Consider the following 25162-nt stretch of genomic DNA (forward strand, 5'->3'; position numbering starts at 1 on the left):
CCTATAACATAAACAGTTCACTTTTTTTAATCTGCTGGGCCAGTTTGTCTTTCCATTTTTTCGGTAGAAAACGCAGCTTTTCGACTTGGCGAATCAGCTCGTCTTTTAGGCTCGGAGTGTGTTTCATGTTTAGTACCGAGCCAATCAGATTGGCATCGCTTGCTTCAAGCAGCTTTTTGGCTTGCTCAAGTTGCGTTGTCGTCGTAGACCCATAATGAGCAACCAGAAGCGTAGCATCACAAACTCCCGCGATGACTTGCGGTGGAATGTTACTCTTATTCACACTGAGCAACGGAGAGGTGTCGATGACAATTCGATCATACTGAGATAACCATGTCTCGATGTTTTTCCTCAGTGCGGTTGGATCTCGATACGCCAGTTTGGTGCTTGCCAACGACGGGGCAGGTAATCCCACCAGCGTTTGGTGCGCATCTTCGCGCGTAATTAAATGACCGACATTTGCGTCATCATCAAACTCGTGCACCGTGTGATACGCGGGTTTGAATAAGTTCAAGTCCACATATAACGTACTGTAACCTGCCAAGATAAGGCGCTCGGCAAGAGAAGAGGCAATAGACGTAACGCCTTCTTCAGATTTACAGCCCACCACACAAATCGATCTGTGACCCTTTTGTTCACTTTGCAGATAGATTTGCTCGATTTCGGCATGAGTCGCAGGAATGGTCATTACAGCGCTCCTATTAACACGATGGTGGTGGTGATTTGAAGAATGTCTCTCAAACCAGCGCGCGCTTTTTCTGCAAAGCTTTCATCTTTATGAGGAATGTAAATCGTATCCCCAGCTCGAATGACAGGCAGATCGTAAATGTTGGCGGTTTTGCTGAAGTTTACGAGGTCGAACGTTCTCGCTTGGCCTTGGCAGCACGACATATTGACGATGCTAATTTTCTCAAGGTAAGCGCTGTTTGTTGGGCCACCAGCTTCTGCTAATAAGTCTAAAACCGTCATGTTGTCGTTGAACACGTAGCGTCCCGGATCTCGTACTTCACCCAGTACGCGCACGGTGGATTCTTTAGAACGGTCGAGCCAGTTTTTGTTTTTCTCCGGAATGTAAATAGTGTCGCCAGGGCGCACGTCTGGCAGGATAGATTCATCTCCCGTTTCGAAATACATCGACAGATTTAGTTTGCTCACTTTTGCGTAGCCTAAGCCGCGATGAGTCACGCGAATATTGTGGATATCGGCATCCATCGTCGGGCCGTCGGCGGCCGAAAGAATATCGAGAAAGTGCATTTCGTCCGTGAAGCGATAGCGACCAGGTGCGTTGATTTGACCAAACACGTAAATGGACGCGTCTGAGCTTTGGCTGACCCATTGAGATTTGTTGTCGGAAGGGTCATCTGGCAGTGCATGAACGCGCACGACCGTGCCGGCAGATACGAGTGGCAAGTTAGACGCTGGCGAACCATCTAAAATGTACTGGTCTAAATCGAAATTCGCCATTTGACCGTTGTTGGCCACTTCAATTTTGGAGGTGTCGGCACGGCGAGTCGGGCCGCCAACGTGAGCCAGCAAATCAATGAGGTCCATTTCATCTGACCATTCGATTCGGCCTGGACGAACGACTTCACCCATTACGGCAACGGCACGACTTGGTGCGACTTTCAACCATGACTTTTCATTAAAGTCGGTTTTTTCCGGTACGAATATCGCGTCGCCAGCGCTCACTTTTGGTGGCGCTACGGAAGAGAGCCCTTCAGTATGCGCCGTTAAGTCGAATTTGATCACCTGACCGTCGGCTTTTATCACTCGTATTTGGCGTGATTCTGCGTAACGAGTCGGGCCCCCTGCGTTTGCCAGAATGTCCATAAAGCTCGCACCTTGTTTACCTTCGTAAGCTCCCGGGTGCGCAACTTCACCCATGATATAAACTACGTTCGCGCCAGCTTTTATCTCTTCTTCCTGCTTAGGAACAAAGATGGTTGCGCCGGGCAATATCTCAGGCAGCAAGCTTTGATCGCCAGTATCTAGGTAGGTTTTCAAGTTGAACATAGTTGGTGTGTTGTTCGTAATCACGCGAATTTGCTCAACGCTCGCGTAGCGAGTAACACCGCCAGCGCGCATGACTACATCGACAAGCGTGGTGTTTGGCTTGTAAGTAAATGAACCCGGGGCGTTCACTTCACCGAACACTTTGATTGCGCGAGCGGAGTCGGCACTGTCACCAGAGTTGGCGAGTTTGGCTGCATCGAACTCTTGCTCAATGTTGCCGACCAATGGGGAAGCAGGCACAAATAACACGTCTAACGATTCCAGTTTTGGTAGCTGGCTGTTGTCGCCTGTATCCAAAAAGCGTTTGTAATCGAACTCGATGTTCTGATCGCCACGTTTGACGATCATTTTGTCGAGCTGTGCACCTGCGCGGAGCCCGCCAGCTTCGTAAACAAACATTTGGATGTTAGAACCTGCGGGCAACGTGTATTCTCCCGGCTTAACAACGTAGCCTTGCACGGAGACAAGCAGTTGTTGCTGTTTAATGAACACGCGAGCGTTATTCACGTCTCGATAGACGGTTTTCAGCGTTTCAATAATGACATCTTGCAATTGCTGCTCGTTATAACCAGCAACAAACACCGGACCAATTTCCGGTAAGCTGATTCGTCCGCGGCGGTCCACTTGAAAACCTTGGTTTAGCGATGCTTCGCCGGGCAGGTTGATCTGTACTAAGTCACCAACTTTTACTGTGTCGTTATCTGCGGCATGTAGAGGGGTTACCCAAGCGAGCACGCACATCGCGAACAAGGCAAAAAACGTTTTGAAAATGCTCATAACGCGCCTCCTATCGAACCGCTCGCGCTCGTTGGCATGTTGCCTTTGTTAGGTAAATTGTGATTCATTGGCGCATTGCTATCAGAGTTTTCGCTGAGAACTTCGATGCTCACACGACGATTGGTTAGGCGGACGGCTGGCGTTTGTCCCTCATACAAAGGCAATGTGTCGCCAACAGATTTGGTTTGTACACGGTCTGACGTTACACCGAACACACTTAAGTATCGTTTAACTTGCTCGGCTCGTTCCTGTGCTAGTTTTTTATTGTGCTCAGGTGTACCCGTGACGTCCGCATGGCCAGTGACAACCAGAGACAGAGCTGGGTGGTCGCGCAGAATATAAGCGGCTTCTGCCAAGTGTCCCATGTACTTCGGATTGATCTCCGCAGAATCAATGGCAAACTGATTATCGACGTTGAGCAGCGCATAAATATCGGCGACGATGTTTAGGTCATTCCTTAGTGCATCAATGTCATCCGGCGGCGTGCAAGTGGTTTGCGTAAGTACGTAGTCGAGTTGCTGCTCAAGCTGGTTTAATCGACGACGCTGGATGACCAGGTCATTGGCGGCATCAAGCAGTAAACCGCCTTCTAGTTCACGAGCAATGCGATTTTGCTTCTCGAGTGCTTGCACCACTGCAGCAGGGAAGCACCAACGAGCGCCTTCTTGAATCAAAGCGTCGAGATGAAGCTTGGTCAACTGCCAATCGAATCGCAATCCATGCTCTGGGCCCAATGGTTCATCTGGCATCACAGGCGAGAACTGATAGTTCTCAATCGAAATATCTTGATAGCTTTCCGCCAATCCACCCTGACCATGATCGGGATAATCAAATGACGAACAACCAAACATGCCGACAACGAGACCGCTAACTACACTTCGTCGTATTAGATTTACCATGCCAACCTCCGTTTAAACCGGTATTTTTAGTGTCCTTTTGAATTGACGGGAATGGCATGGTTGATACGTAGCAAGCTCATGATTTCTAATGGCTGACCTGATACGTTTTCAATACTCATGCTTCGTTCACGTTCAACTAGGCGCTTATATAAGTAAACAATGGCACCAATCCCTGAGGAATCAAGAAATTGGACGTGCTGGAGGTTGATTTCGACTTCTTTGTGATGATTGTTGTGAATTACTTCATCAATGTGATGTTGGGCTTGACGACAGCCGTTTGCATCCAAGTCACCAAAAATCTCAATCGCTAGTTTGTCTTGGGTGATTTCAAGTTTGCGTAGTTCCATGATCCTATCTCCATTTAGGTTCTTTCCTAATCTCGTAGAGCAGGGAGCGTGCCAAAATTTAAATTCAATAATTTCAATCAATTAAAGTGATGGCAGTGTGATGTTCAAATTGAGAAACGCCCAGTTCTCAATTTGAGAATCAAAAATGAACGATGATTTAGATGCAGATTGAAAATTGAAGAGGAGAGTTTGGCTTTATAACCGTGCCATTAACGTGAGCTGAAAAAACAAATGCAATACCTGTCTAAACTTTATGATTTACATTGCAAACCATTACTTATGTTGATTGTTCTGAGTCGAATAATTAACACTGACAAATAGGTAAATCGGTGGAGTTACGTTTCAATAAAGATGCTTTTTTGTACAAGGTTCCCCCATGCCATTAAAAATGACATTGATTGCCCTTGCCGTTATGGCATCTGCGCAGCCCCAAGCGAATACACCTATAGCTCCGCCCGTCTCTCTTGCTGAAACCTATCAAGATGGAATAGATGTTTCTGAGTATTGGTACAGTGAGAAACTCGATGGAATTCGAGCCTACTGGACAGGTCAACACCTCGTGACCCGCAACGGAAACCGAATTTATGCGCCCGAGTGGTTCACTGAGTCACTCCCGAACTATCCATTGGATGGTGAGCTTTGGGCCGGACGCGGAAATTTTCACATTGTTCAGCAAACCGTTCTTGATAAAACACCAATTGATAGCGCGTGGCGCGAAATCGATTTTATGGTGTTTGACATGCCGTATTCCGCAGGAGATTACCGAAAACGTTATTACAACATTCAGGATTTAGTGTTTGATATTGATGAGCACCACATCAAATACGTTGAGCACCGAGCCATCCAAAACGAGCAACATTTGTTTGCTCAACTGGATAAAATTTCCTTGTCCGATGGCGAAGGCGTGATGCTGCGTAAAGTGTCGAGCCGTTACCAAGCGGGCAGAGGAAGCGACTTACTTAAGCTAAAGCGCTACGCCGACACGGAAGCTCAAGTGGTTGGTTACAAACCGGGAACGGGGCGTTTGCTTGGGATGATGGGCGCAATGCTCGTGCGTTTGCCAGATGGTACAGAGTTTTACATCGGCAGCGGTTTTACGGATGAAGTTCGTCGCCATCCGCCGAAAATCGGCTCTACCATTACGTTTAGATACAACGGGTTTACCCAAACGGGGAAACCAAGATTTGCTCGCTTTTTGAGAGAACGATTCAAGGAGTAGGTGAGTTTCCCACTACCACGCCACAACGTTTAAAAAGACCCTGCCAGAACTTAACATGTTCGAGGGTCTTTGTTCTAAATTGCTCATGCGCTTTTATCACGCCATAACTTTCCCCATGAAGTTCCATTCTCTGCTCAATGAGTATTGCACCATCATTCAACTGCTGATATGTACTGTCAACAAAGGCGAGGTATGGCTGTACTTCTTCAACATAAATTGACTGGAAAACATTTTTCAAATAGCGAAATTGTGTGGTGTCTCGATTCTTTCCACACACAATGCGCTCATGATTTTCTTCTAGCAATTTTGTGGTGACATCAAGCCACTCAGAAGTGCTGTTCAAAGTGAAGTAAACCTTACCCATCAAGCGAGACTTTTCCATTTCCTCTTGATATTGCACGAAGGAGAAAGAGGGTAAGCGCGAAATGACCCCTTTAGGCGTCTCATACATGGCATTTAACGCATGAAAGGTTTTACTGACATGAGCAGTTTGATTGCGGCTTTTGGCTGATAACCAACTTGAAGCGGTGAGTTGCTTGCGCATGGTTTCGCTTGTGAGGAGAACGTTATCAAGATGAACGGGAAGATGCTGCCATTTTTGTTCATACAGGCGAGTTAATGTCGTGCGTTCGTCTTCGCTCAAGGGGTATTCAGTCAAACAACTATTGAGCGTGTTGAGCAAAGTGGTTTGGTAATCCAGGTCATGGAAAGGGTCTTGTACTTTGCCCAATTGGGAGTTCTTTTCCGCAATCAGGTTGAACAGGCCGCATTGACGCAGCTGGTAACTCTCTAGTAACCCTAGCGACAATCTTGGCAACTCTTGATACAAAGCCCTTTTATCAGGAATCGTGATAGTGGAAACCTCGTTAAGCTCTCTCGGAGGAACGTCGAGTACGTTTGCCAAACGTTGATGGTACTTTTCAAAGATTGCGCGCTCTGGATTCGTCCAACCGTTGCAACCGCTGAGCAAAGCGAGTAATGCGAAGAATAGGATTTTCACAAACTTCCTTATCTGTTTGCTTGTGTTACTCAATTAATACGTTGTCAAAAAGTATACCTAACAACTGGCCATGGAGATCAAAAAAGCCAGCGAATGCTGGCTTTTGCGTTCTGTTGTAAACCGTCACCAATGGTGAGCCGAATTACTGCAGAGAAAAGTTAAGTTGTACATCGGGCTCTTGACGGTGCATCCAACGAAGGCGGACACCAAGCATTAACGCAGCTGCGGTTAGGCCGATGATAAAGCCAAGCCAGAAACCTTGTGCGCCCATTGGTTCAACAATCCAATCTGTACGACCAAGAATGTAACCAGTAGGAAGGCCAAGAATCCAATACGCGATGAATGTGCGGTTGAAGATCGCGCGCATGTCTTTGTAGCCACGAAGCGCACCGGCTGCGATGACTTGAACGGCGTCAGTGCATTGGTAAACGGCGGCAAACAGCAATAACTGCATCGCTAGTGTGATTACTTCTGGGTTATTGGTGTAAAGCTCAGCAATCAGTTCTCGAGACAGTACTGTGATGATCGCTGTAATCGTTGCTAAAGCAAGACCAACCATAATACCGACGCGAGATGCAACGCGTGCTCCGTCGACATTTTCTTCACCCAAACGGTGGCCAACGCGAATACTTACCGCAGCACCTACACTCATTGGCAACATAAATACCAACGAAGAGAAGTTAATCGCAACTTGGTGCGCCGCAACGATGATTGGGCCAAGTGGTGATACCAACAACGCCACTACAGCAAACAGTGTTACTTCAAAGAATAGTGCAGCTGCAACAGGGAAACCCAGTTTAAACAGGCGAACTTGCGCTTTCCATTGTGGTTTATGGTATTCGCCAAACACATTGATGCTTTTTAGTCGTGATGACGTCATCACATACGCCAACAGCAACGCGAACATAACCCAATATACGATGGTGGTTGCTACGCCACAGCCTACGCCACCCAACTCAGGCGCGCCAAATTTACCGTAAACGAAAATCCAGTTAAGCGGGATGTTCAGCAGCAAACCAATAAATCCAATCACCATCGCTGGTTTGGTTAATGACATACCATCAGTGAAGCTGCGCAGAGTTTGGAAGAGAAGAAAAGCTGGCACAGCGAAAATCACAGCATGAATGTAGCCGACGGTTTTATCTGCCATCACAGCTTCTACGTCCATCAATTGTAGAATGAACTGTGTTTGCAGTAACACACCAATGATCGGGATACTGATTAACAACGCAAGGACAACACCTTGCTGAATTTCAAATGGGATCTTTTCGCGACGCGCAGATCCGTTAAGCTGCGCCACAACAGGAACCAAAGCCATAAGCAGGCCAATACCAAACAAAATAGATGGCAGCCAAATGCTTGAAGCGACAGATACCGCAGCCATGTCAGTTGCGCTAACGCCACCTGCCATTACGGTATCGACAAAACCCATGCCCGTTTGAGCGACAGACGCGATCAATACAGGGGTAGCCAATTTAATTAGACTCGATGCTTCTTCTTTATAGCGATGCACGAAAAATACTCCAGAGCGGAACAATAAGATTGAAAGAAAGGGAGTGCTCGAGGACAAAAGATGTGATGAACTGATCTGATGGTTGATTTTAGTCACGATAAGGTGAAAAAATGCCTCGGAGAAACTCCGCGCAAATGATAAACAATTGTATGTGCATATGCTATACCTAAGCGATTCTCATTTTGGCTTTCTTCGAAGGATTGTTTAGGTATAGAAGGCAAAATGCCGCAGGATTACAGTGTCTGTGCGGATAGCCAACGTTTATATTGCATCAGTAGGTAAAAGACATGTTTACAGGAATAGTGCAAGGAACAGCGAAGGTTGTTCAGATTGATAAGAAAGAGCGTTTTCAAACTCACGTCATTGAACTCGATGGCGCGTTAATCGAAGGGTTAGAAATTGGTGCGTCTGTTGCGCACAATGGCTGCTGTTTAACTGTGACGAACATCGATGGAAATCGAGTCAGCTTTGACTTGATGCAAGCCACGCTTGCGTTGACCAACTTGGGGCTTATCGAAGAAGGAAGCGCTGTTAACGTTGAGCGCGCTGCTAAATTTGGTGACGAAATCGGTGGGCACAGTATGTCTGGTCACATTAGCTTAATGGCAAACATTGTAGATGTGATTGATACGCCGAACAACCGCACAATTTGGTTTGAGTTACCACAAGAGTCGATGAAATATGTTCTTGCGAAAGGTTACATCGGTATCGACGGCTGCTCGTTAACCATTGGAGAAGTTGAAGCAAACCGTTTCTCTGTGCATTTGATTCCTGAAACTTTACAAAGAACCTTGTTTGGCAGTCGACAGGTGGGTGACAAGGTGAACATTGAATTCGATCCTCAAACTCAAGCTATCGTTGATACTGTTGAGCGCGTACTGGCGGCTAAACAGTTGTAGCTGGAACGCAGATTTGGCCTTATATATTGGCCTCATATAGATGAAGAAAAAGGAGCAAAGAGGCTCCTTTTTCTATTTTTAATGGATTTGAAACAATACCGAGGGTAGCTACTCGTAGTTGTCATCAATAAACAACTCGACTTTATCTTGAAGTTCGTCCACGCGCATATTTAAATGAATCGCATGGCAACAAGCCGGGCAATCATCATAAAACTCTTGATCCCCATTACTTGCATCCAATGTTATGCCTATTGAGTGCCCACAATGCGGGCACTTAACATGCCTTTCAGTATAATTTTTCATACAACAACTCCTAGTATTGCAGGGCTTTTAAAACTCAATATTTAAGGAAGTACAGCCCTTTCACTTACTTTGCCTGGCCATTCACAAATCGCGTAAGCGCCATTTATGCCAACGGCTCAGGCACAATCTAAAGATAAGTTACTTAGATATTAGGTGGACTTGTTGCTAATTGATTCGAAATAAGTACAAAACTTGACCCCAAACTCAACCTTGAATCTGGGGTCTGTAGCTTGAGTGATGTGCCTCGAAAATTGACACAAAGCAGTGGCTTATGCCTTCCAAATTAGTAAGAAATAATTTTATTGATAGTGAGCTGAGCTTGCTCCAAATAATGCCCACCGAACAAATTACAATGATTGAGGATGTGATAGAGGTTGTAGATATCTTTTCGTTCATGATAGTTAGGCAGCAATGGCATCACCGATTCATACCCTTGATAAAACTCAGGTTGGAACCCTCCAAACAATTCAGTCATCGCGATATCGCATTCTCGGTCCCCCCAATAGCATGCAGGATCGAAACAAATCGGGCCAAACGCGGTGAGAGCGACATTACCATTCCATAAATCACCATGTAGAAGAGACGGTTCTGGCGTATGGTTCGCAAGAAGCTGTTTTACAACGTCAATAAAGTCGTCGATATCAACTAGCGTCACGCCTTTCTCTTTTAATAACTGCAGTTGCCAACCAATACGTTGCTCAGCGAAGAACATGCACCATTTTTTGTGCCATTGATTTGGCTGTAGGGTGGAACCGAGATAATTGTCGGTATCGAAACCAAACTCTTTCTGTTCTCCCCATTGATGCAGTTGAGCTAATTGCTGACCAAATTTGAAGCTGTTTTCAGGGTCATCTAGGGGTTTGGTAGGAAGGTAGTTCAAAATAATGAAAGCGTTATTTTTGGTCTTACCAACTAATACCACTTCAGGGACAAATATTGTCGAAGTTTCGCGTAACAAGTGCAGGCTCTCGGCCTCAACTTCAAACTTGTGCAAGAATTCTCGGTCGTTGATTTTGACAAAATAGCGTTGCTCACCGTCGTTTATCATATAGCTTTCGCTAATGTCTCCGCCGGATAGTCGAACTTTTTCGGTGATCTGATATTCAAACAGTAATGTATCAGAAAGTTGTTGCGATATTGCTTGCCACATACAAAACCTCGCGAATCTATTTGACCACCAATAGTTTAGGATAAACGACAAGAGATTGGCGCGGAGTTGAGCATACTTCGGCAAGAAAACTTTGATTAAAAACACCTATTTTTTATAAGTGTGAATCAAATCTCCTATAAGCCTATGATTTGTCGGCTTAACATATGGAGCAATTTGTTTACAACAGGTATGATTATTTTTTTGACTTTAGTTCCATTGGTGGCATGAAAATACTGATATGTGATGACTCGGCGGTTGCTCGTAAGCTTATCGCTCGAACCATCGTACAAGATACCTCATTGCACCTTATTGAAGCCCAAGACGGGAATGAGGCGCTGAAAATCTTAGCCGAACAAAATATTGACGTTTTGTTCCTCGATTTAACGATGCCCATTATGGACGGTTTCGAGGTTCTTGAGTCTTTACCCGTCAGCCATTATCCAACTCAGATCGTGATCGTGTCGGGTGATGTACAACAAGAAGCAAAGCAGCGCTGCCTAGAGTTAGGGGCAATGGATTTTATCGCAAAGCCGTTGTCAGAAGAACAAGTCATCCCGCTGTACGAGCGTCTTGGGTTGCATTATGCACAGCGAACATCAATGGAGCTTAATTCTGCACAAAGCCAAGAAGAGCTTTCATCCCTTGCCAAGTTTCGTGAAATTGCCAACATTGCGCTAGGCAAAGGGGCGGCCATTATGGCTGATCACTTGCATGAGTTTATCCAGTTGCCAGTTCCGCATGTTGGGCCATTGTCCTATGGTGAATTGCATATGACGCTGGTGGACGTGATTGGGCGAGATAGCTCTGTAGCAGTTTCGCAGCGCTTTGTTGGCGGCGGTATACACGGAGAGGCGTTGGTTTGCCTACGTGGGAAAGATATCAATCAAATTGGCGAAAGGTTGGGGTATCTGCTCGAATTTACGCCTCATAATGAAATTATTTTAAATGTCTCTAACTTGCTGGTTTCGTCATTCCTAACCTCTTTAGGGAACCAACTTGATAAGCAGTTTTCACTTCGTCAGCCGGGCATCGTCGATACAATCACTCCTTACAATGAAGAACAAGGAGAATCAGGCGAACTCTTTACCATCGAATATACCTACATGGCGGAAGCGCTCGATTTTGAGTGTGAAGTATTATTTCTAATAGACAAACCATCAGTAGAAATTATTTATGAAATCATGGAGTTAATCTGATGTCCGATATCACGCTGGACATAGCAGACTTTCATTGGGTCACACAAATTTTAGATACCATGGATTCTGGGCTCATTGTTCTTGATCCAGAATATAACGTGTGTGTCTGGAACAGCTTTATGCAGTCTTACAGCGGTGTGCTGTCTCAAGATATTTTAGGTCAATGCTTGTTCGATCATTTCGACGAACTACCACGAACGTGGTTGGAAACGAAACTAAAGGCCTCTGCTGATCTTGAGACTCGTTCCTTCTCCAGTTGGGAAAACCGACCATACCTTTTTAAATTCAACAATTTTTCACCGGTTTCCAATAGCTCTGACTTTATGTTTCAAGACATCGTTATCACGCCATTGCGTTCACTTTCTGGCGAAGTAAGCCATATTGCGATTCAAGTGAACGATGTTTCCGAAACGGCGAGAAACCGAATCCATTTGCGAGAAACCAATCAGCATTTGTCTGAGATCAGCAGAAAGGATGGTTTAACAGGTTTGTTTAATCGAGCATTTTGGGAGCAATCATTAAAAGATGAGTTTGCGCACCTCAAAGTGATCGACGGACCATGTTCTCTGGTTATCTTCGATATTGACCACTTTAAAAAAGTAAACGACACCTATGGCCACCCAACGGGTGACGAGGTAATTCGTCGTACTTCTGCTTTACTTCGTAAAACCGCGCGCAGCAGTGACATTTGTGGCCGCTTTGGTGGCGAAGAGTTTACTGTGCTATTACCGCATACCAATCAAGAGCAAGCATGCTATTTTGCCGAGCGATTACGTAAGAGAATTGAGCAAGAGATCGTGAAAGTAGAAGATTTTTTGATTAATTACACGATAAGTATTGGTGTTTGCGAGTATAAGCCTTATTTTGAAAGTCATACTCAATGGTTAAAGAGTGCTGATGCGGCGTTATACCGCGCAAAAGAAAATGGGCGAAACCAAACTTGTTTGCATGAATGCGATTAACCTAATTGGTTGAAAAGCATCCAGTTAGCGCATGAATGTTTATTAATATGAAATAAGTTAATGAAATTTTCTCGGCATGTCTTACTATTGAAACTAATTCGCTTTCAGCTACGAAGGCTTGCAATAAACGGAGAAAAACAGTGGTTGTAGAAACCGATGGGTATCTCGCTCTCATTGAGCATTTGTCGCTTAATCTAGATATTTTCACAACGGAAATTGGCGATACAGGTTCCGAAAGCATCGAAGATGTGGTTACTGACATGGTTGCTTCAAACATCATGGCGATCTTTGAGCAAAACCCTGAGCTTCACTCAAGCGTACGTTTTAAACTGCTTAAAGAAGCAGATGCCGTTGTAGAAGACCTTGGTGAAGTGCTAGCGGGCGTGTGGAGCAAGAAAGCAACGAACGAACAGATTGCTTTTCTAGATGAATACATTGCGTTAGTGAAAAACCTATTTGATACCGCAGTCGCCACTTACGACTAATGTTCAAATGCCGAGTATGCCCCCTAATATTCAGCTAAACACTATTCCAACAATAAGAAGGGTTACAAGGTAACTCTTCTTACTTGCCAAAACTTGGACGCCCAGTAAGGGTTGTCTATTCTAGAAATAATTACCCCTTTAGACGTTGATGCGTGCATAAACTGCTTGTTCCCCAAGTAGATTCCAACGTGGTAGGTGCTTCGTCGAGTTTTAAAAAACACCAAATCTCCTTGTTTGGCATCCGTCCAACTCAGCTCAACGCCTTGTGTGGATTGCTGCTTTGTCGTCCTTGGTAGGGCGAGTTGATACGCTTCGACAAAGGCTCTTTGAACGAAAGCCGAGCAGTCGATTCCAGATTTTTGCGTTCCGCCAAGTCGATAGGGCGTGCCGTGCCACTCGTTGTAAAACTGAAACAAGTCAGGGTTATTAGACAATAACTGATTGGTGGGTACAGTTACTTCAACCTGTTCACTCGGCTCTGGGCCAGACGAACAAGCTGAAAGTAGAGCACTGATTATCAAAGGAAAATATATACGACGCAAATCTTCACCTGTCATCTGTATGACTCATAACTGAAATATTAATGTCATAACCAATCCATAGTATGGGCTGAAAATCACGGTTTTGTCTCACATGTGTGACGGATTCACGACAAAGCCGACTCAACCTCAAGAAAGAATAAAAATTGATTATGGCAACGCGCAAACGCTCACGCACATCGCTTTCACTGATTCAGACTATCAGCGCAACATTTTTAACTATCATCGCACTTGTTATAGCCCTTTCTGTCTCAAGTTTCAAAGGAATGGGGCAGGTTGGAGAACAATTTGAAGATTTGTCTCAAAAAGCATTACCGATTGCGATGGCCAATGCGACTCTGACCAGAAATGTGTTGGAGATGGTGAAACTGCTCAACTATGGAATGCAGGTAACGGAAGCGAAAGAGTTGCCGCTTGTAGAAGCGCAAATTGAAGCGCTGGCGAAACAGACAGAAGGTCTGATCGAGAAAACATCCGAAGTCGCTCCACAGCTTTCCAATGAGTTAAAAGATAAAGTGGAGACATTGCACCAAATCACAAACTCCATTTTACTCAAGCAATCCGCAGTGATTCAGATGCAAGGGCACATCGACGCGAATGTTGGTGGTTTTCGCTATGGACTGAGTTCCATCGGCCCAGAGATGAACAGAATTAGCTCATTTTTAAGCCTGGATGATCCTGAGTCGAGTGACGCGGCAAACCGTTTTATTGCATCTGCGAGTTCGATGGAAAGCACTTTCCTTGTAATGATGATGCATACCGATTTACCTAAAGCGGAGAAAGAATATCGGGAGATGCGAAATCGAATTGCGGGGATTAACCTTGCTTACGAAGATTTCAAAGCCTTACACCCTGAAGTCAGTGACTACGCCAGCTTGACTGCGCCTTATGAGATGGTGAAATCAGGCTTTGACGAAGAGGGCATTTTGCAACTCATTCTTGCCAAGTTGGCCCAAAGCGAACAACAACAGCGTGAGTTTCATCAAGCGTCGTTATTAGCTGATGAAACCATGAGGCTCTTGGATAGCATTTCGCAGTCGGCATCGAACTTGATTGATGAACGCGAAGCCATGGTCAATAACACCATAGGCAACGTCAGCATGATGGTTCTTGTCGCGGCGTGTGTTATCTCTCTGGTTGTTTTGGTCTCTTGGTTCGGGCTAAAAACGTGGACAAACCGAGGCTTGAAGAATGTGCTGGTACGTTTATCCGCATTAACTGACCACGATTTTCGTGCCAAAGCAGATGAGATGGGCCCCTTTGAGCTAAAAGAGGTCGCACGCAAATTGAATCAGGTGATCGATTCAACACACGACTCTATCCAAACGGTTACACGTAACTGTGAGACGCTTTATCAAACCGCAGAAATCAGCCACGATGCAGCTGAGCAAACCAATGAAGGTCTAACGACGCAAAACGAAGCGTTAGCGAGCATGGTGACTACGATTACTCAGCTAGAGGCGTCCATACGTGAAATTGCGACAGTAACGAATGCTTCGTCAGAAGATTCATTACTTGCTACACGACATACCGAAAAAGGTGTCCAAGTTGTCGAGCAAAACCGCAAGCGGTTGGAATCATTAGAAAGCTCTTTGGATGTGAATGAACAATCAATGTTAGAGCTAGACCAGCGTGTTAAGCAGATTCGTGAAATGGTCGACATGATCAGTGGTATTGCGGAAAACACCAATTTACTTGCGCTGAATGCAGCCATCGAAGCTGCTCGCGCAGGTGAACAAGGGCGCGGGTTTGCGGTCGTCGCGGATGAAGTCCGTAAACTAGCAAAGGATACCTCCCAACAAACGACCAATATTCGTGAAATGATGAGCGAGCTTATTACTGCGGCAGAGCGTTCTCGCCAAGCGGTAAATGATTCGCGAGAAGAAATGACCCACGCGCTGCATTCCAGCAATGAAGTGAAATCGACGTTCTCTGACATCAACCTCGCGGTTAAGCATATTCAAGAGCGTGTTGAGCAGATCTCTGTTGCCACGGAAGAGCAAGAACGTGCGACGGCGGACGTGTCTCAATCCATCAATAATATTTCCGAGCTTGGAGAGCGTACAAAGCTACAACTTGAATCCATGGTTGAAAGCTCTGAACAAGTGGCAGAAATTGCAGGGCATCAACAAGCGATGTTGCATAAATACGAGCTACATCAGTCCGCCTAAGTGACATGTTTTTATTTTCTATAAGCAGAACTTCGGTTCTGCTTTTTTGTTGCTTCTACGCACCTTCTCATTGCTATTAAAATCGCAAAAGTGAGTTATATCGCATCTTGCTCATTTCTTAAGGGCTGAGTTATCACTACGTGGTGTTAATGCTATGTCGGTAAAACAAGATGGCTAGAATGTTGTCCGAATTCAAAGGAATGAATCATGCAACTATTACAAAGAGCCAGCCTTATACTGGTTAATCATCAGCAAGAACTTTTGCTTATCCAGCGTTTTCAAAACGATAGACATTATTGGGTTTTCCCCGGCGGTAGTGTTGAAGTTGGAGAGCAGCCTGTTGAAGCTGCGAAAAGAGAAGCGCTGGAAGAAACCTCATTGGAACTCAATCGAGTCCAAAAGGTTTTTGAGATCGAAAACCAAGGTCGCTTAGAAACCTATTTTCTTTCTTATGTAGGGAACTCAAAAGTGAAACTGGGGGTGGGGCCGGAACAAACCAGACAATCAGACGTTAACCAGTATCATTTAAAGTGGGTGCGTTTAGATCAACTTCATACGATTCCTTTATATCCAGAGCAAGCCAAAGTTTTCTGTTTAGACAACGAGGAGTGGTTTTATGATCGATAAAGTTTGCCCCGTTGTTCTGCGTAAGCAAAACCAAGAGATCCTACTTTTTCAGCATCCCTTAGCGGGTATTCAGTTAGTCAAGGGAACGGTTGAGACGTTTGATGAAAGTTACATCACGGCTGCAAAACGGGAGCTGGCTGAAGAATCTGGGATTACGCACGTTATCTCCGCTCGGTATTTATGTTCATGGGACAGTGGCTTTCAAAATCAAGCATGGCATTTTGTTTTGTGTGAGTGTGCAGACCTAGAGGATTCATGGACGTTTCATACGCAAGACGATGGCGGACATGATTTTGCGTTTTTTTGGCACTATATAGGGAGCGATATTTCCTCACTGGCGCATACTGTTTTTCAGCACGCACTGGAAAAAGTTCGAAAACTGATAGACCAAGGGGTGGTGTATGTGAGGTTGCAAGTTGGAGGTTTAACAAAGAAGAACTTGTTAAAGCACCTGAGTAAAAAAGGTGTTCAATTGAATGCCTTCGCCCAACAACTATTTGATGATGACAAAGTCGAGTGCGCAGATGAGATTCAATCGTTCTTTTTAACGATAAAAACACCGTTTGACTTCGGACTTTATTTTGGCGCGACCCTTGGAGAAATGATTGAAGCGGCGTCGACACAAAATCTATCACCTTGCCCTTTAGTTGTTGCGCCATACCTCCGTTTACAAGAAATTGACTTGGCGAAGGGAGAGTACCTTACTGTGGTGTCTTCCCCGCTTTCGAATGACAAAGCTTATCCTCGTGGTTTGTATCTACGGGATCTCGACGACGGATTCTGGCTACGAGGCTTTAGATGTTCGGACGATTGTATCTTTCCGCCGTCGAAAAAATTTGTTTTTGTATCTGAGATCGCGAAGGAGTGTTGAGTGTGACATATCTTTATCATCGCGAGCCCAACAACCTTTCTCACCTAATCTCGAGGGAAAACTAGCGGATTTGAGCGAAGTGCCAAAGCAAACACTATGCTTCTATCAGAAGCGAATAGATAAGGGAGAGCATCCGTTACTCTTTTTTCGCACGCCTCGTGTACGGTTTAAAGGCACTGTCGATCTCAAAAATGGCTATGGGATTACAAATGTTTAACTGACTTCTATATGCTTTGCGCATTCTTTCAGATAAGGAAACGATAATGGATAAATTCGTAGTGTTTCTCTTATGCCTTTTTATGATGATAGGTGGCGTGGTTCACCTGTATGACAACATCGTTGATGGCTTTTTGCCTTACGATTTTGCTCCGCGTTGGCTAAACATTTATTGGAGCGCATTAGGTCTTTTAGATTTGTTAGCGGTGTACTTATTAGTGAAACATCGCCGAGTGGGTTTGGTGTTGATGCTATTGATTTTAATGACAAACGTGATTTTTAGTTCACACGCTCACTATACATTAGAAGTATTGGACAACAATGTGGCTCTGCAAATGAAAACGCTGTTCTTGGGCTTTTCGTTGGGCGTTTCCATCTGGCTTTGGAATGCGCGAAAGCACCAGCAATCGCGTCAGATATTTCGTTAACTTTATCTACTCACACATTTAAGGATTATCAACAGGGATTCGTTATGAACGATTTTAAAGACTTGGCGAGTTTTGCCGGTTTTAGTGCGTTAACAGGTTTGAGTTTTGGCACCATTTTCTTCAGTCTCGCTTTTGTGTACAGCTCCTTCGAAACGCAGCAACACGTCAACACTAGTGCTTTAGTTTGTGCTGTTTTTGGAGTCATAGGCTTGGTTATTGGCATTACGCAATTAAATAAAAAACGCCAATTAGTCGAAAGTTAATTCGGCAAGTCTTTTCGGTGGGTGGGGTCTCCAAAACTCTATAATGAACTCTGTGATTTGTTTTTTGTTGGTTACTCCATCTACGTTTTTCTTTTAATCATCGTTCTTGCCCTTGCCTTCGCGATAACGAAAAGGCTGTGTCAGCAGTTTATCCAATCTTTGCTCTCTCGCTTCCCTGATCTCAGGCACGCCAATCATGACATCGTTATGTCCAAGCGCTGGTTGTGCGCGATACGTTCCAAACCACCTATCCCAAACGGAAAGGAAAAAACCAAAGTTCGAATGGGTTTCCTTCACCATCACCGAATGGTGCACGCGGTGCATGTCTGGTGTCACAATGACTTTTCGCAGTTTTTTATCGATAGATAACGCAAGTTTTGCGTTACTGTGATTGAACATCGCACTCGCATTTAGAATGATCTCAAACACCACAATCGCGAGAGGTGAAACGCCAAGAATGAATACCGAGGCGATTTTGACGACCATCGAGATGATGATTTCAATTGGATGAAAACGCGCGCCAGTTGTGACATCGATATCCAAATCGGCATGGTGCATACGATGAATTTTCCATAGCGGTTTAACGCGATGAAAAACCAAGTGCTGAACATAGATGATGAGATCGAGAGCAATCACAGCAAGCAACACATTTAACCAACCGGGCAGGGACAGAAGATTGAATAGTCCCCATTGCTGATCATGAGCAATGGCCGCAGCTTGAAACGCAACGATAGGCATCACTAATGCAATGATCGCGCTATTTAGGGCGACCAAAGAGAGGTTGTTTAACCAGCGAAAGGAACGTTTGACGGTGAGTGTCTTTCTTGGGAGCTTGTTTTCCCAAAGAGTACACAGCAACAATACGCCAATAAAACAGCTAAGTCGCAACCAAGATGGGTCGGTAAACGTGTTTTCAGTCACTGATCTTTCCTTCTTCTACGTATTTGTCGCAATAGACCTTAACTAACGTGAGATTCTTTCAATGTTTGGTTTTTAGAGTAATAACGCTGCCGCCTTGTGAGCGAGCGGTTATACCAGTAGAATCGCGCTCTCGTTTTTATTTGGCATTTCCTTCATGAGAATCCACGCTTTCCATCGTTTATATCAGTATCGTCAATCCATCTCAACGAAGCCTTTCAATGCTCGTGGATGCAAAGTTCAGCGCTGCCCATTCTGTCAGGTTTCAGAGCAGCATTGTTTATGTGAATTGCAACCTGATATCAATAGCAATGTCGCGTGCATGCTGATTGTGTCTGAGAACGAAGTGTTTAAGCCAAGCAATACAGGCCGTTTGATTGCTGATACGGTGAAAGAGACTTACGTGTATCAATGGAATCGCACTGAACCTTCACAAGAGATGCTTGATCTTTTGTCCAACGATGACTACCAGCCTGTCATTGTCTTTCCTGCCGATTACGTTGATCAACCTGAGCGATTGCTAGATGGATTAAACACTGAGTACTTACATCGCACTGATGGTAATAGCAAAAAGTGGTTGTTGATTTTTATCGATGGTAGTTGGCGTGAGGCGCGAAAAATCTTCCGTCGCTCTGAGTTTTTACAGTCTCTACCAGTCCTATCTATCGAGCCGGAGTGTTTATCTGAATACATCATGCGCCGTTCTGAGAACGAGCAGCATCTTTCGACAGCTGAAGTTGCGACTTTAGTTTTGAAACAAGCCGGGGAGAACAAAGCATCGGAATGCCTTCAATTGTGGTTTGAAGCCTTTAGAGAAACCTACATGCTAACCAAGACCCGAGTCAAAAACGATCCTAATCGACCACATTTGAAACGTTTCAAAGAGTGGGTGAAAACCGAGAGCTGACTCTAAGGAATGAACTTTTGTTGATGGCATGTTGTTCAACTGACTTCAGCGAGGGGATAAATCTGCATTCGGTCACGGTTTGCAGGCGTACAGATATGGATAATGCCACTAGTTTATACTTTTGACTCCAGCCATTTTTGGAGTCGTTTAAGCATTTTTTAGGAGAGAAATACATGTATTACGGCTTTGATGTCGGCGGCACTAAAATTGAATTTGGTGCATTTAACGAGAAGCTTGAGCGTGTAGCGACGGAACGTGTACCTACACCAACAGACAACTACGAGCTGCTGGTTGATACCATTGCGGAATTGGTTAACAAATACGATGCAAAGTTTGGTTGCGAAGGCACAATTGGTCTTGGCCTACCAGGCATGGAAGACGCAGACGATGCAACGGTATTAACAGTTAACGTTCCTGCGGCGAAAGGCAAACCACTGCGCGCGGATCTTGAAGCGAAAATCGGTCGCAGCGTAAAGATTGAAAACGATGCGAACTGTTTTGCGCTATCAGAAGCATGGGACGAAGAGCTTCAAGATGAGCCTTCTGTACTTGGTTTGATCCTAGGTACTGGTTTTGGTGGTGGTTTTATCTACGATGGTAAAGTTTTCTCTGGTCGTAACCACGTAGCAGGTGAGGTGGGTCATACTCGTTTACCTATCGATGCTTGGTTCCACCTAGGCGAAAACGCACCTCTGTTGGGCTGTGGTTGTGACAAGAAAGGTTGTTTAGACAGTTACCTTTCTGGCCGAGGCTTCGAACTTCTTTATGCCCATTACTACGGTGAAGAGAAGAAAGCGATCGACATCATTAAAGCGCACGCAGAAGGTGAGGCGAAAGCTGTTGAGCACGTTGAGCGTTTTATGGAGTTGCTGGCTATCTGTTTTGCAAACATCTTTACAGCGACTGACCCACATGTTGTTGTGCTGGGTGGTGGTCTTTCCAACTTCGAATTGATTTACGAAGAGATGCCAAAACGTATTCCTAAGTACCTGCTTTCTGTCGCGAAGTGTCCGAAGATCATCAAAGCAAAACACGGTGATTCAGGTGGTGTACGTGGCGCTGCGTTCCTAAACATCAAGTAGTGACTGAAACCTTACTCGATATAAAGTAAGAAGAAATTTAAAGCCCCGTTTAGACCATCAAGGTAAAACGGGGCTTTTGACTTATATATCGAAGTAACTCATATACCCAAGTAACTCATATACCTAAGTAATTTCGGTATGCTCGGGTATAGAGCACGAACAAAAATAGCATGTATAAAAAAACTCGCGACGAATCGCGAGTTTTCTGTTTGTAGCTAAGCTTATTTATTCTTTTTACCTACGCCTAGGTTTTCTTTTTGAGCTAGGGTAATTTTGCTAAAGCCTAATTTTCTGAAGTAGTTATCGCGGTAGTTGCGCACCGCTTTAGTGTCAGACACTGCTTCGATTTGTTGCTCCATCTTTAGGAACTCAGTGATATCGATACCTTCTGCTTCGGCAACCGCTTCTTGAATGTTGCGGTGCTGCTGGTATGAGAACGTCAGTTCTTTGTCTTGGTCTTTGTAAGTGTAAAGAATGGTGCGAGCCATAGCTGTCTCTCTGAAAAGGTTTCTGTATTAAACAAAAAGGCCAGACTCGCTGACCTTTGAATTTCTAGTTTGGGCTAGATTCTGCCTTGAAGTGGGATAATTGTCACGCTTTCTCCCGCTTTTACTGTATCAATAGCTGGGGAGATTTCGATCAAACAGTTCGCCTCACTCATTGAGCGCAAAATGCCAGAGCCTTGCTTGCCTGTTGTACGAACGGTTAAACGGCCAGTGTCATCCAGTTCATAGATTCCTCGACTAAACTCGGTACGACCTTGGCGAGAGCGAAGATTCTCAGTCGCGATGGCATTCACTTTCAGAGGCTTCCAGCCTTGTTCGCCTTGCATCTTACGCAGTGCAGGCTCGACAAAGTTAATGAAAGAGACCATCACGGCAACAGGGTTGCCCGGCAGACCAAAGAACGGCTTGTTGTTGATTTGACCAAACGCTAGTGGACGTCCCGGACGCATGTTGATTCGCCAAAAATCGATTTGACCAAGTTTATCCAAGGCAAGTTTGATGTAATCCGCATCACCAACGGATACGCCACCAGAAGTCATAACCACGTCTGCTTGCGCCGATGCGTTTTCCAACGCTTCAATCATTAACTGTTCGTTGTCTTCCAGAATACCGAAATCCAAGATCTCGCAGCCGAGCTTTTCAAGCATGCCCATGATGGTAAAACGGTTGGAATCGTAGATAGAATTCGCTTTTTGCTCTGTTCCCGGCGCTTGTACTTCGTCACCGGTGGAGAACACGGCAACTTTCAATTTGCGGAACACATTCGCTTCACCAAAACCAAGCGAAGCAATCATGCCCATTTCTGGAGAGGCTAGGCGAGTGCCTGCGGTAAAGACGTCACTGCCGATAGCGAGATCTTCACCTGCTTGACGAACGTTTTGGCCTGCTTTGATATTCGCACCGTCAAAGGTGACCTTGTCACCTTCTTGAGAGGCTTGCTCACGCATGACCACTGTGTCGCCGTTAAGTGGTGTTGGTGCGCCTGTCATGATCTTCACCGCTTGACCAACTTCAATAGGCTGATCGTAAGCATGGCCCGCCATCACTTCAGCAACCACTTGGTAGCTATCGCGGTCTACATCATCACTGCGGATGGCGTAACCGTCCATCGCGGAGTTCGTGTACTGCGGCACGTTTACTGGTGAAATGATATCTTCCGCGAGAACGCGGCCATAGGCGTTTTCAATCTTGCATGCTTCTATTTCCGAAACCGTGTTCACCAAAGAAAGGACTTTTTCTTGGCCTTGAACCACAGAAAGGAAAGCCGGAGAAAGAGTGTCGCAACATGCGGCGTCTTTCTCTTTAGATTTTGGTGCTTTTGCATCTTGAACGTATTGAAGAACAAATTGAGCGATGGCATCCAAATCATTGATGTTCATTTGAGGGAGCTCAGAATCTAACTCCGCACTGTCGGAAGCGATAGCAATGATGTTTTCATCGTGAGGGTAAAGCCAAGGTTTACCCACTTCTTCACGGTGCAATTCAATTTTAGGAAACGCGATGTTTTTACAGCCTTCGACCAAAACTACATCGAGCTTGTCTTCATCAAAACGAGTTAAGAGGTATTCAAACTCCGCTTCGGCTTCTGGCGTTTCTGTCATTAACGCAAAACGGTTGCGAGAAGCAATCAGCATTTGAGACGCGCCGGCTTTGCGTAAACGGTAGCTGTCTTTACCCGGCTTATCGACATCGAAGTTGTGGTGCGCATGTTTTAGCATGCCAATGCGTAAACCTGCTTCAGTCAGCTTTGGCAATAGGGCTTCAAGTAGCGTGGTTTTGCCTGTGCCTGAATAAGCTGCAAAACCAAGAATAGGAATGTTTAGCGTGTGTTTCATGATTCTAATTGTCCAAATTGCGCCAGTTCTTCCGGAGTGTTCAAGTTGACGAAACAGTTTGGTGAGTCGCTAAAGTCAACGTAACTGGTGTTGCACTCTTTGTAGAGCAGAATGATTTTGCGGTCGCCACGTTCTAAAAATGCGGTGAGTTTTGGCAGTACGCGTTTGTGGTAGAGCGTGAAAACAGGTTGCTGATGGTCACCATCATGCGCGACCAAAATATCGCTGTCTTCTTTGACGGCCTGGCAGAAACGCTCGACAAGGTCGGTGTTAATTTGTGGACTATCGCAAGGTACAAATCCGACCCAGTCAGTTTCAGCATGCATCAAACCCGCGTGAATACCGCCCATAGGTCCAGGGAAATCTTTGAATTGATCACTAAATACGAAACCAAATTTGCTGTACGCATCTTGGTTTCGGTTGGCATTAATTAAAATGCGTGGTGTTTGTGGAGATAAACGTTCAATAACGTGTTCGATGAGTGGCTTCTGATTTAATTCAATCAGACCTTTATCTTTTCCACCCATACGGCTGGCTTGGCCACCAGCCAAAATGACCCAACTAGTTTGTGTTGGTTGAAGCATATGCATTCTCTTGGGATGTTTCTTTTGGTATGACATACAACAGAGGAGACTCTATCAAAGTCTTGTCTTTAATCCACCACTGTTTTTTACATAAGTCGGTTAGTGCGTTGGTTTGATGGCTTGTCACCACGATACTGGAACCACGATCCAAAAGATCTTTCGCCATCACCACCAATCGTTCAATGGACTCTTTGTCTAAAGACGCACTTGGCTCATCCATCAATAAAATCGACGGTTTTAAGATCCAAGCTCTTGCCATGGCAACACGCTGTTTTTCACCGCCGGACAACACGGAGATATGTTCGTCCGCTAATGTTTCTAAATCTACCATGCGTAGTGCGTGAATAACTTGAGCTCGCTTATCTTTTGGTGTGTCTTGTTGATATTTCACTCCATAGACTACGTTCTCATAAACAGTGCCGTCAAAAAGGTAAGGAGATTGATGGAGATAAATCACATCGACACGGCCGTTGCGGCGCGTCAGTCTTTTCAGCCACGTATCTTTTGGTGCAACAACATCGCCAGTAGAAGGTTTTAGCAAGCCAGCAAGGATTTTGAGTAGGGTAGTTTTGCCCACACCATTGTCACCCTTGAGATAAATGGCATCATTTGGGCCGATGGCTAACTCAGGGATGTGAAAAAGCACACGCTCTTTAAAGCGCATGGATAACTGCTCGGCGGTGATTTTTATAGTCATAATGCGCCTCTACATGGGGTTAATGGTGAGTCGTTTGTTTGCTTCATTTTCTATGTTCTGAGGTAGCCTTTGCCTCTCATGCTTGATAAGAAGAAGTTTAGTGCCAACGCTAAAGATAGTAATACAATTCCTAATGCAACTCCTTGCGCAAAAGCACCTTTGCTGCTTTCCATTGCGATAGCGGTCGGAATATTGCGCGTCACGCCCATAATGTTTCCGCCTACCATCATTGAGCAGCCCACCTCGGTTACGATACGTGAGAACCCGGCAATGATAGCTGCAAGTAGAGGAAAGCGGGTTTCCCAAATCATCGTAGCAGCAACGCGCGGAATGGAGACGCCTAGAGTGATGGCGGTTTCCACTGCGCGACGGTCGCTAGATTGCAATGCACCATGCATCATCGATACCAAAACAGGGAAGCAGATCACCATTTGGCCGAAGATCATCGCCTTCTGAGTGAACAGCATTTGCCAATCTCCCCAAGGGCCAGCGCGTGATAGCAACATATACAGCAAAAGGCCAATCACGACGGTAGGAACCGCTTGCAGCGTATTCACGATCGACAGCAAAAACCATTTGCCGCGAAAATCGGTATACGCCAGCACAAAGGACATCAAAATAGCCGGCAATACCACCAAGGATATTGCCGTGATAGAAACACTAAAGGAGACCGCAACGATCTCCCATAGGTCTGCATCAAAATTCACCAGCAAGCGAAGCGCTTCCAGTGTTGTATCAGCAAGATTCATATTGCG

26 protein-coding genes and 1 pseudogene are annotated in these 25162 nt (G+C 45.1%); 12 read left to right on the forward strand and 15 right to left on the reverse strand.

Features of this window, described 5'->3' with window-relative positions:
* Position 1 precedes the first annotated feature (1 nt).
* Genes UF05_RS22595 through UF05_RS22610 form a run of 4 tightly spaced genes read right to left on the reverse strand, consistent with a single transcriptional unit; the run spans position 2 to position 4036 of the window.
* A complete protein-coding gene (locus tag UF05_RS22595) occupies positions 2–688 on the reverse strand; it encodes a CpsD/CapB family tyrosine-protein kinase (RefSeq protein WP_021454342.1) in 687 nt (228 codons plus the stop codon).
* The gene (locus UF05_RS22600; RefSeq protein WP_231583843.1) at positions 688–2754 is read right to left on the reverse strand and encodes an SLBB domain-containing protein; all 2067 of its coding nucleotides are present in this window, start codon (positions 2752–2754) and stop codon (positions 688–690) included. Before UF05_RS22600 ends, UF05_RS22595 begins: the two co-directional genes overlap by 1 nt.
* A 32-nt stretch (positions 2755–2786) precedes the next feature.
* The gene (locus UF05_RS22605; protein ID WP_045545153.1) at positions 2787–3689 is read right to left on the reverse strand and encodes an OmpA family protein; all 903 of its coding nucleotides are present in this window, start codon (positions 3687–3689) and stop codon (positions 2787–2789) included.
* 26 nt (positions 3690–3715) lie between these two features.
* Positions 3716–4036 carry an STAS domain-containing protein gene (locus tag UF05_RS22610; RefSeq protein WP_005454817.1) on the reverse strand — a complete coding sequence of 107 codons (321 nt, stop codon included), beginning with the start codon at positions 4034–4036 and terminating at the stop codon, positions 3716–3718.
* A 376-nt stretch (positions 4037–4412) separates the two neighbouring features.
* Between UF05_RS22610 and UF05_RS22615 the strand changes: the two genes are divergently transcribed.
* Complete coding sequence (locus tag UF05_RS22615) at positions 4413–5255, forward strand: DNA ligase (RefSeq protein WP_017448527.1); 843 nt, start codon at positions 4413–4415, stop codon at positions 5253–5255.
* Here UF05_RS22615 and UF05_RS22620 read toward each other — a convergent pair.
* A complete protein-coding gene (locus UF05_RS22620; protein WP_045545154.1) occupies positions 5245–6255 on the reverse strand; it encodes a DUF3080 domain-containing protein in 1011 nt (336 codons plus the stop codon). The two genes, UF05_RS22615 and UF05_RS22620, sit on opposite strands and share 11 nt — an antisense overlap.
* Positions 6256–6397: 142 nt before the next feature.
* On the reverse strand, positions 6398–7768 hold the full coding sequence (locus UF05_RS22625) for an MATE family efflux transporter (protein WP_015296717.1): 1371 nt from the start codon (positions 7766–7768) through the stop codon (positions 6398–6400).
* Between the two features lie 287 nt (positions 7769–8055).
* Between UF05_RS22625 and UF05_RS22630 the strand changes: the two genes are divergently transcribed.
* Positions 8056–8667: a riboflavin synthase gene (locus UF05_RS22630; protein ID WP_005483431.1), complete on the forward strand. Its 612-nt coding sequence runs from the start codon at positions 8056–8058 to the stop codon at positions 8665–8667.
* Between the two features lie 108 nt (positions 8668–8775).
* Here UF05_RS22630 and UF05_RS22635 read toward each other — a convergent pair whose 3' ends face one another.
* Positions 8776–8970: a CPXCG motif-containing cysteine-rich protein gene (locus UF05_RS22635; protein WP_005396219.1), complete on the reverse strand. Its 195-nt coding sequence runs from the start codon at positions 8968–8970 to the stop codon at positions 8776–8778.
* A gap of 283 nt (positions 8971–9253) precedes the next feature.
* The gene (locus UF05_RS22640; protein ID WP_023585765.1) at positions 9254–10120 is read right to left on the reverse strand and encodes a fructosamine kinase family protein; all 867 of its coding nucleotides are present in this window, start codon (positions 10118–10120) and stop codon (positions 9254–9256) included.
* Positions 10121–10344: 224 nt separating this feature from the next.
* On the opposite strand from UF05_RS22640, the gene UF05_RS22645 reads away from it, so the two are divergent.
* The 3 genes from UF05_RS22645 (at position 10345) to UF05_RS22655 (ending at position 12763) form a co-directional block, all read left to right on the forward strand.
* On the forward strand, positions 10345–11316 hold the full coding sequence (locus UF05_RS22645) for a response regulator (protein ID WP_005488594.1): 972 nt from the start codon (positions 10345–10347) through the stop codon (positions 11314–11316).
* The gene (locus UF05_RS22650) at positions 11316–12278 is read left to right on the forward strand and encodes a GGDEF domain-containing protein (RefSeq protein WP_015296720.1); all 963 of its coding nucleotides are present in this window, start codon (positions 11316–11318) and stop codon (positions 12276–12278) included. Before UF05_RS22645 ends, UF05_RS22650 begins: the two co-directional genes overlap by 1 nt.
* A gap of 140 nt (positions 12279–12418) precedes the next feature.
* Positions 12419–12763: a DUF3802 family protein gene (locus tag UF05_RS22655; protein ID WP_005453925.1), complete on the forward strand. Its 345-nt coding sequence runs from the start codon at positions 12419–12421 to the stop codon at positions 12761–12763.
* 62 nt (positions 12764–12825) lie between these two features.
* Here the strand turns inward: UF05_RS22655 and UF05_RS22660 are convergent, their stop codons facing one another.
* The gene (locus tag UF05_RS22660) at positions 12826–13320 is read right to left on the reverse strand and encodes an NlpC/P60 family protein (RefSeq protein WP_015296721.1); all 495 of its coding nucleotides are present in this window, start codon (positions 13318–13320) and stop codon (positions 12826–12828) included.
* A 134-nt stretch (positions 13321–13454) separates the two neighbouring features.
* Here UF05_RS22660 and UF05_RS22665 point away from each other — a divergent pair, with 134 nt between their 5' ends.
* The 5 genes and pseudogenes from UF05_RS22665 to UF05_RS22690 all read left to right on the forward strand — a co-directional run bounded on the left by UF05_RS22665 (position 13455) and on the right by UF05_RS22690 (position 17878).
* A complete protein-coding gene (locus UF05_RS22665; protein WP_045545155.1) occupies positions 13455–15473 on the forward strand; it encodes a methyl-accepting chemotaxis protein in 2019 nt (672 codons plus the stop codon).
* A 207-nt stretch (positions 15474–15680) separates the two neighbouring features.
* Entirely contained in the window at positions 15681–16100 is a 420-nt protein-coding gene (locus UF05_RS22670; RefSeq protein ID WP_023625020.1) for an NUDIX domain-containing protein, read from the forward strand.
* Positions 16090–16500: pseudogene (locus UF05_RS22675) on the forward strand (NUDIX hydrolase); the annotation flags it as partial. The gene UF05_RS22670 and the pseudogene UF05_RS22675, both read left to right, overlap by 11 nt.
* A 734-nt stretch (positions 16501–17234) precedes the next feature.
* The gene (locus UF05_RS22685; protein WP_025626225.1) at positions 17235–17615 is read left to right on the forward strand and encodes a hypothetical protein; all 381 of its coding nucleotides are present in this window, start codon (positions 17235–17237) and stop codon (positions 17613–17615) included.
* A 44-nt stretch (positions 17616–17659) separates the two neighbouring features.
* Positions 17660–17878, forward strand: a complete 219-nt coding sequence (locus UF05_RS22690) for a membrane protein (RefSeq protein ID WP_020903776.1) — start codon at positions 17660–17662, stop codon at positions 17876–17878.
* 93 nt (positions 17879–17971) lie between these two features.
* On the opposite strand, the gene UF05_RS22695 is transcribed toward UF05_RS22690, so the two are convergent.
* Positions 17972–18799: a sterol desaturase family protein gene (locus tag UF05_RS22695; protein ID WP_045545156.1), complete on the reverse strand. Its 828-nt coding sequence runs from the start codon at positions 18797–18799 to the stop codon at positions 17972–17974.
* Between the two features lie 154 nt (positions 18800–18953).
* Between UF05_RS22695 and UF05_RS22700 the strand changes: the two genes are divergently transcribed.
* Both UF05_RS22700 and nagK read left to right on the forward strand, forming a co-directional pair.
* Complete coding sequence (locus UF05_RS22700) at positions 18954–19703, forward strand: tRNA-uridine aminocarboxypropyltransferase (RefSeq protein WP_024103873.1); 750 nt, start codon at positions 18954–18956, stop codon at positions 19701–19703.
* Positions 19704–19876: 173 nt separating this feature from the next.
* Positions 19877–20785 carry an N-acetylglucosamine kinase gene (gene nagK / locus UF05_RS22705; protein WP_023625024.1) on the forward strand — a complete coding sequence of 303 codons (909 nt, stop codon included), beginning with the start codon at positions 19877–19879 and terminating at the stop codon, positions 20783–20785.
* A gap of 221 nt (positions 20786–21006) precedes the next feature.
* Here nagK and UF05_RS22710 read toward each other — a convergent pair whose 3' ends face one another.
* The 5 genes from UF05_RS22710 to UF05_RS22730 all read right to left on the reverse strand — a co-directional run bounded on the left by UF05_RS22710 (position 21007) and on the right by UF05_RS22730 (position 25156).
* Positions 21007–21273, reverse strand: a complete 267-nt coding sequence (locus UF05_RS22710; protein ID WP_005377584.1) for a DUF2960 domain-containing protein — start codon at positions 21271–21273, stop codon at positions 21007–21009.
* Positions 21274–21347: 74 nt separating this feature from the next.
* Positions 21348–23126, reverse strand: coding sequence for a bifunctional molybdopterin-guanine dinucleotide biosynthesis adaptor protein MobB/molybdopterin molybdotransferase MoeA (locus UF05_RS22715; protein ID WP_045545157.1), 1779 nt, complete (start codon positions 23124–23126; stop codon positions 21348–21350).
* Positions 23123–23710 (reverse strand): molybdenum cofactor guanylyltransferase MobA, encoded by a 588-nt coding sequence (gene mobA, locus UF05_RS22720; RefSeq protein ID WP_005453897.1) that lies wholly within the window; start codon positions 23708–23710, stop codon positions 23123–23125. The genes UF05_RS22715 and mobA overlap by 4 nt, the downstream gene beginning before the upstream one ends.
* Positions 23688–24407, reverse strand: a complete 720-nt coding sequence (locus UF05_RS22725) for an energy-coupling factor ABC transporter ATP-binding protein (protein ID WP_045545158.1) — start codon at positions 24405–24407, stop codon at positions 23688–23690. The genes mobA and UF05_RS22725 overlap by 23 nt, the downstream gene beginning before the upstream one ends.
* 50 nt (positions 24408–24457) lie before the next feature.
* On the reverse strand, positions 24458–25156 hold the full coding sequence (locus tag UF05_RS22730) for an ABC transporter permease (RefSeq protein WP_005396188.1): 699 nt from the start codon (positions 25154–25156) through the stop codon (positions 24458–24460).
* Positions 25157–25162: the final 6 nt, after the last annotated feature.

It is taken from the genome of Vibrio sp. S457-15 (genome assembly GCF_000960545.1).
Taxonomy (GTDB): Bacteria; Pseudomonadota; Gammaproteobacteria; order Enterobacterales; family Vibrionaceae; genus Vibrio; species Vibrio parahaemolyticus.